Genomic DNA, 12,792 nt, shown 5'->3' on the forward strand with positions numbered 1-12,792 from the left:
GCGGCGCTGCCGCGCGGGGGACCCGGCAGGCTCAGCCGATCACCGACAGGCAGTCCGTCGGGGTGGCGTGCGCCGGGTCGAGCGCGTTCTCGACCTCGTGGAAGGCGATGCGGTCGATGGTCCCGATCGCGACGTGTTCGGACAGGTCGACGGCGCACAGGTTCTGGAGCAGGACGTTGCGTACGTTCGGGCCGCTCAGGTACTGCGTGCGGTACGGGGTCACCACCTCGTCGTACTGGGTCGCGATGACGGTGTAGCGGACACCGGGCACGGTGTCGCCGCCCGCGTTGAGCTTGGTGATGAAGGCGGATCCGGCGACCTGGTCGGCGAGGCCGGGGGTGTTCATGGTGAGCAGGTCCTCGATGCCGGGGAAGTACGGCAGGAGCTTGGTCAGGCCGAGGAGCGTGGTGCCGTGGTTGTCGGGGGCGATCCCGACCAGGGCGTTCACCTTGGCGGCGCCGCCGAGGAACTTCAGGTAGTAGTTGGGCATCATGCCGCCCTGGGAGTGGCCGACGATGTCGGCCTTGGGTGCGCCGGTGGCGCCGAGCACCTTGTCGACGAACACCTTGAGCTGCTCGGCCGACTTGTCGATGGGGCCGAGGCCGTTGAAGAACGGCACGCCCGGGAGTTGCCCGTAGTCGAGCGAGAAGACGCAGTAGCCCCGGTTGACGAGGTACGGCGCGAGGACGAGCCAGTTGTCGATCGAGTTCCCGAAGGTCCCGTGGACCAGGACGACGGGGCGGGGATGGGCGGCGGAGGGCTTGCAGGAGTAGTCGTTCCAGCCACGGGAGGACGCGGCGGACGTGGCGGCGGCTTCCGTGGGGGTGGCTGCGGTCGCGGTCGCCATGGGGGTGGCGAGTACGGCGACGGCGAGGAAGAGTGCGGTGAGGGGTCGGCGTGCGCGTGGGGTACGCAGGGCACGGGTCCAGGGCAGCATCGAGCGATCTCCTTGCGGCTCAAGGGAGTTGCGATGTCTGTGCGCCCTGTGGCCCGGACCACAAGCTGAATGTGCTGGCATTTCTATGTGCTCATGCCAAATTACGCGCGAGTAAGGTAGCGGGGGAAGTTACGCGTCGGTAAAGAAATGCCGGTAGCCCACACGGTCAGTCGGCGAGGGCCGCCGGCCGCACGGCCCCCGCCCCGAAGCGCCGGCGTGCCCGGTCCGCGGCGGCTTCGGCGGCGCGGGCCCTGGCGTCCCCGTGGTCCAGGGAGAGCTGGCGGTAGGCACCGTCGGCCGGCAGCAGGTCGTCGGCGCGGACGGCGAAGGCGCGGACTCGTGCGCGCTGCAGCCCGAGGGCGGTCAGCAGGCCCAGAGCTGCTGCGACGAGGGCGGGCGAGTGGTTGGTGGGTTCCGGCAGCTTGTGCATGCGGGTGGTGGAACTGCGGTCGGCGTACCGCACCGTGAGGGTGATTCGGGCGGCGACCTGACCTTCACCGCGCAGGCGCTGGCCGATCCGGTCGGCGAGTCCCAGGACGGATCGGTGGTGCCGTGCCGGATCGAGGCAGTCCCGGTCGAGCACGAGATCGTCGACCAGGTACGCCGCCGGCTCCATGGGGATGACCGGACGGGGGTCGTGACCGCGGGCACGTTCGGCCAGCAGCCGTGCCTGACCGGCGCCGAGAAGGCGCTGCAGAGTCGCCGGAGGTACGTCGGCGACCTGGCCGACGGTGTGCAAGCCGTATCTGCTGAGCGTCGACGCCGTGGCGCGGCCGATCCCCGGCAGTGCGGTGACCGGGCGGGGGTACAGCCATTCGGCGGCCCGCTCGGCAGGGACCCAGGTGGTGTGCCCGGGCGCGGACGCGTCGGCCGCCATGGCCGCCAGCATGCGGTTGCCCGCGAGGCCGGCGCTGCTGTCGATGCCGTACAGGGCCTTCATCCTGATCTTCGCCAACTGGACCACGTCGTAGGGAGACATGTCGAAGTACCGGAGCGCCGAGGCAAGGTCCAGTTGAACGGCGTCGGGCGGAACAGCCTGGACGTGAGGCGTGATACCGGACACCAGTTCGATTACGTCGGCGTACTGGGTCTCGGTGAGCGCGTCGTGCAGATGGAGGTGGGCGATGTGCCGCTGACGAGTGGTCATCCCGCGCTCCCCGGGCTCGTGTAGCCGAACTTCTTCAGGTCGGCCGTGCGACTGCCGGCGGGTTGCAGGTCGGCGTACGGGTGCAGCCGGGCGCCCGTGGTGCCGTTGACCAGGGCGCGCTGCGGCTGTGCGGGAGTCGGTTGCGGATGGTCGGCGCCGAGCAGGGCGAGCGCGGCCTCGGGGCCGTTGTCGCGGCGGGCCGCGGCGATCTCGTCCAGGTCCCAGGCCATGGTGCCGACGACGGTGCGGCGGGTGCCGCGCACCTGGACCGTGCCGCGGACCAGCAGCAGTCCGCTGTGGAAGACGGTGTGCGCGCAGGCCGGGTGGGAGTCCTCGAAGAACGCCAGGTCCACCAGTCCCGCACCGTCCTCCAGGGTGACGAAGATGATGCGCTTGCCGCTGGCGATGGGCGGGGTCTGGGTGGAGGCCCGTACACCGGCGACGAGGACCTGCTGACCGGCGCGCAGTCCGGCCAGGTGGGCCGCGTCGGTCGCGCCGATCTCGCGCAGCAGGCGGTGGTGGTGCTCCATCAGGTGCCTGGAGACATCGATGCCGAGTGTGCCCAGCTCCGCGCTCAGGGCCTCGCGCCCGGTCATCTCCGGAAGGCCGCTCGGCTCCGCTCCGCCGGCCACGTCAGCGTCGAAGGGCAGCTGGCCCTTGCCCGCGGACCGGGTGCGGGAGGCCCGGTGGAGTTCGGCGATCTGCAGCAGCAGGTCGCGCCGCGTGAGGCGGCCGTCGTGGAGGCAGGTCAGGGCACCGATCTCCGCGAGGCGTTCGGCGACCGGCCGGCCGGGGCGGGCCCGCTGCCAGAAGTCCGACAGTGATCCGTACGGCTGCCCTTCCTCGATCCGTACGCACTCCTCCTTGCTGATGCCGTGCACCGCGGACAGTGCGAGACGTACCCCCCACTGCTCCGTGTCGGTCCGCTCCACGATGTGCTCCACCTTGGAGTGGTTGATGTCGACGGACAGGACCGGCACTCCGCGGCGGCGGGCGTCGGCGACGAGGACGCGCTTGGGCCACATCCCGGGATCGTGTTCGAGGAGGCCCGCCAGCAGGAACGCCGGGTAGTGCGCCTTGAGCCAGGCGCTCTGCAGGGCCGGTACGGCGAAGGCGACCGCATGGGCCCGGCAGAAGCCGTAGGCGCCGAAGGCCTCGACGGTCCCCCACACCTCGTCGAGGACCTCCGCGCGGTAACCGCGAGCGCGTGCCTGGCGATGGAACCAGTCCTTGATCCCGGGCAGCCGGTTCTTGTCGCCGAGTGCCCGCCGGGCGATCTCGGCCAGTGCGCGGTCGCAGCCCGTCAGCACGGACAGCGTCTCGATGATCTGCTCGTGCCAGATGGTCACGCCGTAGGTGTCGGCGAGTACGGGTTCGAGGTCCGGGTGGGCGTAGTGCGGTGTACCGCCGTGACGTGCGGCGATGTACCGCTCGGGCATGCCGCCGGCGACCGGTCCGGGACGGAAGAGGCTGATGTCGGCGATGACGTCCTGCGGGTCGCGGGGCTGCAGCCTGGACAGCAGGTCCTGCTGGCCGGGTGACTCGAGCTGGAACAGGCCCAGGGTCTGGCTCTCCTGGATGAGCTTGAACGCGAAGACGTCGTCGAGCGGCACCTGCTGCGGGTCGTCCAGGTCGATGTGGTTGCCGGTCGCTCCTTCGATCTGGGTGACGGCGTGGGCCATCGCGGACTGCATCCGCACGCCCAGGACGTCGAGCTTGATGTTGCCCAGCGCCTCGATCTCCTCCTTCGCCGCCATCGCCATCGGGTAGTCGCCCTGCGGGGTCGGCTGCACCGGCAGCCGGTCCAGGAGTGTCGCGTTGCTGATGACCACACCGCAGGGGTGCATGGCCATGCCGTGGACCAGGGAGTCGAGGCCCTCGGCGAGCTCCCACAGCGGTCCGTACCGGTTCGCCTCGGCCGCCAGTTGCCGCAGTTCGGGCAGCTCGGCAAGCGCACCGGTGATGTCACAGGCCCGCAGGTGCGGAAAGCTCTTGGCGATCCGGTCGACTTCTGCGGGCGCGATCCCCAGGGCCAGGCCGGTGTCGCGCAGGGCGCGGCGGGCCCGGTAGGTCTCGGGCATCGCGGTGACCGCCACCCGTTCCCTGCCGAACCGGTCGAAGATCGCGTCGTAGCACTCCAGCCTCCTGGCGGACTCCACGTCGATGTCGATGTCCGGCAGGGACGCCCGTCGCACGCTGAGGAAGCGTTCGAACAGCAGGTGGTGGTCGAGCGGGTTGGCGGTGGCGATGCCGAGCGCGTGGCAGACCATCGACCCGGCGCCCGAGCCGCGGGCGGCGACTCGGATGCCCTTGGCCCGGATGTCGGTGACGACCTGGCCGACGGCGAGGAAGTACGAGTCGTACGTCAGCTCCGCGATCACGCCGAGTTCTTCGTCCAGCCGGTCGAGCGCCGCCCGGTCCCGGTCCAGGCCGCGTCGGGCCATACCCGTCTCGCACTGCCTGCGCAGCAACTGCGACGCTCCGCCCGTCCGGTTCCCGGCGCCGAGCACCTCCGGTTCCGGGAAGTGCGGCGTTCCCAGCCCGAGGTCCGCCACGGGGTCGACGGCGCAGGAGGCGGCGGTGGCGGCGGTGTCCGCTAGCAGGCGGGCGGCCCGCCGGGGGTCGGCTCCGGCGCACTCGGCGATCATCCGTGCGATGCCCGCCATCGCGCCCTCGTCCTTGAGCCAGCGCTGCCCGCTGTCCAGGCGGCGCCGGTCGATCGGCCGCAGCAGCCGCGCGGCGTCCAGGACGTCGGCGAGCCGGTGCTGGTCCGGGTCGGCGTAGCGGACGGCGTTCGACAGCACGGCGGTGGTGCGGGTGCGGTCGGCCAGCGCCAGGGTGCGGGCGGCCAGGCGGAGCGATCCGGGGCCGAGGCCGGAACGCTTCTGCGCGACGGCCTCCAGCCGGACGCCGTCCCCGAAGATCTCCTGCCACGGCGCCAGCAGTTTCACGGCGACGTCCTCCCGGCCTGCCGCCAGTGCCCGTACCGGCTCCGAGAGCGGCCCGAGCAGCACGATCAGACCGGGGCCGCCGTGCTCGCGCAGCGCCTCCCACGGCACCGTCACCGGTGCCGCGCCGGACGCGGTACCTGCGTGCGCGGCCGACGTGATGCGGCACAGCCGCGCCCATCCGGCCCGGTTCTGCGCGAGCAGCACGAACCGCAGCGGCGGCTCGACGACGTGCGCGCCGCCGCGTGCCGGGGTGCGACGCCGCTGTGCCGGGGGCGGTGGTGCGATGGCCTCGACCGCCAGATCGACGCCGAAGACCGGCCGGACGCCGGATTTCGCGCAGGCCCGCGCGAACCGTACGGCCCCGGTGACCGTGTCCCGGTCGGTGAGCGCGACCGCCGCCATACCGCGCTCGGCGGTCCGCCGGACGAGGTGCTCGGGATGGGCTGCGCCGTAGCGGACGGAGTAACCGGACGCGACGTGCAGATGGGCGAAGCCCGCCATGTCGCACCTCCATCACTTCACCCCACTTAACCCATTCACCCGATACGTCTATCGTACGCTCGTTCGATTACCTTAGCTCCATCACCGCAGGTCGGCGACATGATTCGAACGCGTGAACGGATTACGGAATGTCGTTGGCATGGCCGGAACAGCTGTCTCACCGTCACCTCCTTTGCTCGGCAGGAGGGTTGGTCCAGATCGGCCTCCGAACCGCACACATCCCTTCGCGGCGAGAGCTTCGTCACCTCCGGCGCCCGTGTCGGCCCCTCTGTCCCCCCTGGGCCATTCGGCCCCGCCCCGCCTGCGTGAACGGCGGACCGCCCGGACCGTGGGGGCATGACTTTCGCCGGTGAAGTGAAGAACGCCGTCACCACCCGGGCCGCACTGCTCGTCATCGGCGTGCTCGGGCTGCAGCTGCTGTTCATCGCGTCGTACGTCGGGGCGCTGCACAAGCCCGACCCGACGGACGTCCCCTTCGGTGTCGTAGCCCCGCAGCAGATGTCCGGGCAGCTCGTCACCCAGCTGGACGACCTCCCGGGCGGCCCGCTGGACCCGCGCGCCGTCAGTGACGCGGCCGAGGCCCGCAGGCAGATCATGAACCGCGACATCGACGGTGCCCTGGTCGTCAGCCCCACCGGGAGGACGGACACCGTCCTCGTCGCCTCCGGCGGCGGCACCGTACTGGCGGACAGCCTGGTCAGGATCATCGCCAGGGCGGAGGAGCCCCGGCAGCGCACGGTGCGAGCCGTGGACGTGGCCCCGGCCTCCCCGGAGGACTTCGACGGCCTGTCGTCCTTCTACCTGGTCGTGGGCTGGTGTGTCGGCGGCTACCTCTGCGCCTCGATCCTGGCGATCAGCGCGGGCACCAGGCCCGCCAACCGGCAGCGCGCGCTCATCCGCACCGGAGTCATGGCGCTGTACTCGATCGCGGGCGGGATCGGCGGCGCGGTCATCGTCGGACCGGTGCTCGGCGCACTCCCGGGCAGCGTGTGGGCCCTGTCCGGGCTCGGCGCCCTGGTCGTCTTCTCGGTCGGCATGATCACACTCGCCCTGGAGGCGCTCACCGGCATCGTCGGCATCGGCCTGGCCGTGCTGATCATCGTGATCGCGGGCAACCCGAGCGCCGGCGGCGCCTTCCCGCTGCCGATGCTGCCGGACTTCTGGCGCGCGATCGGCCCCGCCCTGCCGCCGGGCGCGGGAACCTGGGTGGCCCGCTCGATCGCGTACTTCAAGGGCAACGCGGTCACCGGACCCCTGCTGGTGCTCTCGGCCTGGGCGGTCGCCGGCACGGTCGTCACCCTGCTGACCGCGATGCGGCGCAAGCCGGACGAGGCGACGAGAGCGGCGACGGGCCACGGCGGCTCGAACGGCGCCTGAGGCTGTGAGCGATCACGTCCGGAGCGGCCGGAGCACTCCTCTGCGCCGGGCTCCCGCACGCGCCCGGTAGTCCCCGTGACTGCTGCCCGACCAGTGCGCCAACTCTTGGCGTCCGGTCGGCCAAACAGCTAGGCATGGCAGGTACATGGCGGCATTCTGGAGCGGCCTCGTGCGACCCGCGAGGAGCACGGCCACCACAGCTCTCTTTCATCCCACGGAGGTTGCTCATGCGTCGCCGCTTCGCCACCCTGATCGCCGCAGTCGCCCTGTCGCTCCCGCTCGCCCTGATACCCGCCGCATCCGCCTCGGCCGCACCCGCGGACAAGCCCCAGGTCCTCAGCTCCTGGACCCAGACGAGCGTCTCCAGCTACAACGCCTGGAACTCCGCCCGCAACAACCAGGGCGCATGGGCCGCGTACGGCTTCGACTGGGGGACGGACTACTGCAGCACCTCCCCCGACAACCCGTTCGGCTTCCCCTTCCGAACGGCGTGCGCCCGCCACGACTTCGGCTACCGGAACTACAAGGCAGCCGGCACCTTCTCCGCCAACAAAGCACGCATCGACTCCGCGTTCTATTCGGACCTCAAGCGCGTATGCGCCGCCTACTCCGGCGCAACACTGACGTCGTGCAACGCCACGGCCTGGACGTACTACCACGCCGTGGACATCCTCGGCGTCGCACCGGCCGAGGCGGGCTCCGACAGATCGCTTCAAACCGCCTGACCGTCGCCGATCCGGACCGGGCGCGCGCATTGCGGCCCGGCCCGGATCGGGTCGGCGCTCGAAGCGGTCACCGGACGCAGCGGATCAACTCCTTTGCATATAGGGCACGTCCGTGCGACGGCAGAACACGCCCTCCCCTATCCTGCGACCGTGATCCAATCGGGGGACGGAACATGACAGGTCACAGCGACGGTTACGCGGTCAGCGGCGCTTCCATCAATGGCAACTCCAACCTGCCGGTAGAGCTTGCCGGACTGCTCTACCAAGGTCGTCCCGACGGGGAGCTGACCGTGACGGCCCGGGTACCACGCACCCACCACGAAGTGTCCGAGGCACTCGGCTCATGTGCACGGTGATCGGCCGGCTCTGATGCGACAGGCGGATCGAAGGGGTAAGCGGGCACGCTGTCGCGAGCGCTGTTGGTGCGGTCCGGATCCAGTCGGACCCACCCGCGCGGGTCACGGACCGAGCGGTGCGGTACCGCCGGCACGTCGTGCGCCCAGCACTCGTGCGAGCGAGGCCCTGTGGCCACGAAGACGTACGGGTCGCCGAGCAGCCGGACGGCCGCCACGTTCCAAGGGCACAGCCGCGTGCGGAACTCCTCCGCCGACTTCCTGCGTGAAGACGTCCCCGGGCTGCCGCGAAAAGCCCTTGAGCCGGTCGAGAGCCCGGTGAACGGGGTCGCCCGCCTCATCGACGGCGTGACCGTCGAGTCCATCCGGCAGCAGCGGAAGATCCGCTCCGTCCCGGAGGTCTTCCAGATGGGCGTCGAGGAGGTCGAGGGCAGTCCTGCCGGAAAACGGCGTCATCTTGTCACCCTGCGTTCCGGATCGTCGGGACGAGAATCGCCCTGCTGCGCATCATTGGACTCCCGCTCCCTCCCAGGAGCTCGCTTCGGGGGTAAGGCGGGGCGGCAGCTCTCTAGGCGGGTTCCCGTAGGCGGCGTGGGCCCGTTCCTGCTCGCGACGCCATACTCTGCGCAACGCCTCATCGGTCGAGGGAACCGCAAGACCCGCAGCACCGAGTACGTCGCGGAAGAAGGGGACGGGCCCGCCGTCCGCTCCCAGCACGAGCGCCGAGAGCACCGGCACGTCGTGCGGAAGCTGACTGTCCAGCGATTCCATCCGCTGCCGCAGATCGGGTCGGCGCACGCCCCCGTCCAGGTGCAGGGCCGGAATGGTCTGCCCCAGGGCCGCCACACCGATAAGTTGTCTGGTCAGCCACTCCACCGGGTCTCCCGCAGCCGCCTTCGCCTGCTCGGCAGACCGGTGCGGAGCTGCGGGAGCTGTCGCACGCCGCTGTCCCTGCACCCCTGCGGACTCGCGCCCCCGCTCGGCTTCCCGAAGCGTGTACTCCAGCAGACTGACGACGAACTCCGGGGTCTCACACGCCACCTTTTTCTGCTGCTGCCCCTGGGGCCGCCTCTCACCTTCCCGGTAGGCGAGCCAGGCTTCCGCACGACCGAGAGCCCTGATCGCCGGTCTGCGGGCGTCCTTACCCAGCCCGGGTATCAACGCGTCGAGTCGCGTGACGAGCGCCCGTACGCGCCGTGTGTCATCTGGGTTCTGGACCTTCGGCTCCGCCCTGGGCTCTTTCACGGCCGGGGCGGTCCGGGTCTTGGTGGGTTGCTGCGGTGCGGTCTCCTGCTCCCGCTGCTGCGGCACGCGCCGCTCGGGCCTGAGCGACAGCCGAGGCCTCATCAGGCGTGCGGGCTTCGCGTAGGCGGCGAAGGCCCGGTCGGCCTCCACATCGGCCCAACGTGTGATCTGCGACGAGCGCTCGGAGTCAGCAACGCCCAGCCGGGAAAGAAGCCGCGGCAGATACGACGGGGGCGCCCCGTTCTCCCTGACGAGCGCGGATAGCACCGGCACGTTCTCCCACAGCGGCTGATCCACGTCCAGGAGCAGGGAGATCCGGTCCTCGGTCGTGCAGGTGTCGAGTGCGCGACCGACGGTCCGGGCGAGCTCTTCCCACGTTGTGGTACGGCCCCGGCGGGCGCTCTGCCTGAGAGCCTCGCGCAGGGCGTTCACCTGCTTGGGCCGGGTGCTGGGGCCGCGAGGGGCCTGCGCCTTCTCCGAGACCTTCTCCGAGAGCTTCTTCGCTGCCCTCTTCAATGCCTTCTTCGAGGGCTGAGCCACCGTGGGCGCTCCTGCGGAATTCCTGCCCGCCGGCTGCTCGCGGCGAGGTGCCGTCGCGGCCACCGGCTCGGTGCTGCCCCCGGGAGGCGGGGTCCACAGTCCCGTGCGCTGGGCTTCGTGTGCGTTGAGCCTTTGGTAACGGTCCGCCTTGACGGCCCAGCCGCCGCCGTCCTCGGCCATCAGGACGCGAGCACCTTCGGAGACGCGGTAGACGTGTTCGGCGGGTGGGCTGTCGGTGTCGCCCGGCAGGGAGACAACGGTCCGGACGATGGGGCCGTCCACCGGCTTCACGTCCGCGAGGAGGAGTCGTCTGCCGTTCTCCTCGAAGGGCGAACGCTCGGGCGTCATGGCTCCCGGAACGGGTGCGAACACCACCGAACCCTGGACGGGGAAAGCGATCGGCCTGGGCAGCGGCCGGGACAGGCGGATCTCCTCGACATGAGGCGTGACGATGCCGGAGGGCGTCAGGGTGCAGTCCTCGAGCGGGGTCCAGGCGACCGTACGGTCCCGGGCCTCGGCGCCGATGTCCACGCGCCGCTCCCCTCCGACCGTTTCGCAGCGCACGCGGAGGCAGTAGCCCTGCCGGCCGAGGAACTGCTGGGTGACAGGCCCTTCGGTGCCGAAGATCCAATCGATGTCACCGCCCTGCGCGCCGAGGTCCTCGGCGCTGCTGCGCCAGGTCCGGTAGTCCACGGCGCTGAGCTGGAAGCGCAGTCGACGGCGGCTGTCGGCGAGATACACATCGACGGCGTCTCCGGGGCCGGTCCCGAGATCATATGTCTGCACCTTGCCCTTGAGCTTCCGCACCTCCATCAGGCGCCGGACGCCCTGCTTGATGAAGAGATGGTCCGCACTGGATTCGCCGGTGGCCTTGCGACGGCAGACGGGGGCGTCCGGTTGGTGGGCGAAGTGGCACACCTTGTTGGTGTACCGGCGGTCGCTCAGCTCACCGCCGCAGCCACCGAGTTGCAGTCCGCACCAGTACGTGTAGTCCGGGTGCCTCTTGCGCCAGATGTCCAGCTCGAATGCGTCCATGGGCAGGATGATCGGGAGGTCGGAGTTCTTCTGACCGATCACGGCAGTCTGGACCAGGCGGTGGTCGTGCAAGGCGGGCACCCTCCCCGTGAGAAGCATCCCGGTAAGCATGGCAATCATTGACTCAGTTCACAAGTATCTACGCCTCCTACGCTTGGCGGCGCAGCCGGCTGCACACGTACCTGATGGCCGGTGCCCGCTCAGCCTTTCCCGTCGGGCTCTTCATCGCGTCCGCGCCGACGGCGTACTCGCTCGGCGATCCCACTGGAGAGCTTCTCCGTCACCGAACCGGCCCGGTCGAGGGTGTCGCTGCCGAGGCTTCTGGCGGTATCGACACCCTTGACTCCTGCCTCAAGCGCCTTGTCCCTCACCTCCGCAGCCGCATGCGCCCATCGCCTCTCCTCCGACGACTGCCCACCGGCCTCGATCCCGAGCAGCGCGTGGAAGTCGGAAACGCAGGTCGCGACATGGTTGCTCGACTGCACCACGGCCGGGGACTTGGCCGGGTGCAGCAGCACCTTCGCGTTGGCCGTATCGGCAGCCGCGTTCATCCTGGCCAGCAGACGCTCGGTGGTCCGCAGGATGAGTTCCAGGCGGTCCTGACGGGCGGCCTTCAACCCGAGGCGATGCTCGTTCAGCTCCTCCGGTGACACGTCCAGCACTCGGTCGAGTTCGAGCACAGCCATCGCGTCCTGCAGCTGGAAGCAGCGAGCCAGAACAGCGAGCCACTCGCGGACGGCGGACTCGGCTTCCTTGGCCGTCGTGGCGAGACCACCGATCTTGTCCTTGCGCTCCATCTTCTCGGCGACTGCGTCGAGCTGACGCAACGCGTACACCTGGGTCTCCGCGATCGCCGTCGGCGCGGCCTGGACTTTCGACCAGGTGATCTCGTCGACTCCCCGCCTCTTCTCGCGGATGGTCATGACCTCCTCGACGACGAAGCCCACTCCGATCATGCGGGCCAACACAGCGTCCTTCTGGGCACGCAGCACGTCGTCGACCTTCGCGTCGATCGTCGCGAGATAGTCGGTGATCTCGTCCATGGTCTGCTGCATCGCGACCTGCGACATGAGCTTCGCGGCATTGGCGAGAACCGCCGGGTTACTCAGCAGCGAGCGGGGGCCCTTCACGAACTCGACGAATCCCCTGATCTGCCCCTTCTGCCCCTTCACCACACCTGTACCGAGACCCGTCTTCGAACTCTCCCTCAGCCCGTACTTCTTGACGAGCCGTGCCGACTTCGGGGTCAGCTTCACCCAGCGACCGGAGTTGGCGGCAATGTCCGAACCCACCTGTGCGGCTACAGCGCCGATGCCGACGGCGGACTTGAGCCGCTGCACTCCGAGGTCCTTCGACGACAGCCCTTCCGAGACGAGGAAGCGTTCGACGTCGGCCTCGTTCCCGAGGACCGCCAGTCCGTCACCGTCACTGATCAGCTGGATCTCGTTGTCCATCGTGGGCTCCTGAAGTGGCTTCTCACAGTTGAGGGTGCGCGCGGTGATCGCCGGTCGAAGCCGTCTTGTCCCGTCCGGGCCGGCACGTCGATCCTTCACATCGGAACGCCTCGTCGGGACGCCCCCCCCTCGACGACAAGACTGTCACTCGTTAACTGAGTTCACAAGATGCATGGATGCCACTTCCGCCCGGACCGTCTTGGTGGAGGAGTCACGAGCTGTGCAGCCCCATCGATCCGCGTACGCGTCAATGAAAAGAGCCCCGTCCCGCGGCGCCCTCAGGGAGGGCGAGCGAGGGGTTCGGCAGCAGGCGTTCGGGGCGGGTGTCCGTCACTGCGATGCGCACGGCAGGGCAGGAACCCGAGAGCCAGGCGGAAATCACGGCCGGGGCGGCCATGCCGCGGCCCGACACGGAAGACGAGGCGATGGGGCACCAGGGGAACACCCCCTGGCGGCCTTGACTGCACACCCTGGACGTCTGAGTGTGTTCCGACAGCGAAAGGCCAACGCGATGGGTGACGGGTCGC

The 12,792-nt window shown here is 69.9% G+C and carries 8 protein-coding genes; 3 read left to right on the forward strand and 5 right to left on the reverse strand.

Translation table 11 applies throughout. The annotated features are described in order from the left end of the window. Nucleotides 1-31: 31 nt before the first annotated feature. The 3 genes from OG844_RS07590 to OG844_RS07600 form a co-directional block, all read right to left on the reverse strand. Entirely contained in the window at nucleotides 32-937 is a 906-nt protein-coding gene (locus OG844_RS07590; RefSeq protein ID WP_406389014.1) for an esterase/lipase family protein, read from the reverse strand. Nucleotides 938-1,103: 166 nt separating this feature from the next. Beyond that, nucleotides 1,104-2,084, reverse strand: coding sequence for a DNA polymerase thumb domain-containing protein (locus OG844_RS07595; protein ID WP_406389016.1), 981 nt, complete (start codon nucleotides 2,082-2,084; stop codon nucleotides 1,104-1,106). Further along, on the reverse strand, nucleotides 2,081-5,536 hold the full coding sequence (locus OG844_RS07600; RefSeq protein ID WP_406389018.1) for a DNA polymerase III subunit alpha: 3,456 nt from the start codon (nucleotides 5,534-5,536) through the stop codon (nucleotides 2,081-2,083). The genes OG844_RS07595 and OG844_RS07600 overlap by 4 nt, the downstream gene beginning before the upstream one ends. Nucleotides 5,537-5,872: 336 nt before the next feature. Between OG844_RS07600 and OG844_RS07605 the strand changes: the two genes are divergently transcribed. The 3 genes from OG844_RS07605 (at nucleotide 5,873) to OG844_RS07615 (ending at nucleotide 7,994) form a co-directional block, all read left to right on the forward strand. Further along, the gene (locus OG844_RS07605; protein ID WP_406389020.1) at nucleotides 5,873-6,913 is read left to right on the forward strand and encodes a DUF3533 domain-containing protein; all 1,041 of its coding nucleotides are present in this window, start codon (nucleotides 5,873-5,875) and stop codon (nucleotides 6,911-6,913) included. Nucleotides 6,914-7,140: 227 nt separating this feature from the next. Then, entirely contained in the window at nucleotides 7,141-7,638 is a 498-nt protein-coding gene (locus OG844_RS07610; RefSeq protein ID WP_406389022.1) for a phospholipase, read from the forward strand. Between the two features lie 173 nt (nucleotides 7,639-7,811). Continuing rightward, nucleotides 7,812-7,994, forward strand: a complete 183-nt coding sequence (locus OG844_RS07615) for a hypothetical protein (protein ID WP_406389024.1) — start codon at nucleotides 7,812-7,814, stop codon at nucleotides 7,992-7,994. A gap of 504 nt (nucleotides 7,995-8,498) precedes the next feature. On the opposite strand, the gene OG844_RS07620 is transcribed toward OG844_RS07615, so the two are convergent. Both OG844_RS07620 and OG844_RS07625 read right to left on the reverse strand, forming a co-directional pair. Next, complete coding sequence (locus OG844_RS07620; protein ID WP_406389026.1) at nucleotides 8,499-10,910, reverse strand: hypothetical protein; 2,412 nt, start codon at nucleotides 10,908-10,910, stop codon at nucleotides 8,499-8,501. A 101-nt stretch (nucleotides 10,911-11,011) separates the two neighbouring features. Beyond that, nucleotides 11,012-12,265, reverse strand: coding sequence for a hypothetical protein (locus tag OG844_RS07625; RefSeq protein ID WP_406389028.1), 1,254 nt, complete (start codon nucleotides 12,263-12,265; stop codon nucleotides 11,012-11,014). Between the last annotated feature and the right edge of the window lie 527 nt (nucleotides 12,266-12,792).

The sequence above is a fragment of the Streptomyces sp. NBC_00887 genome, assembly GCF_045207585.1.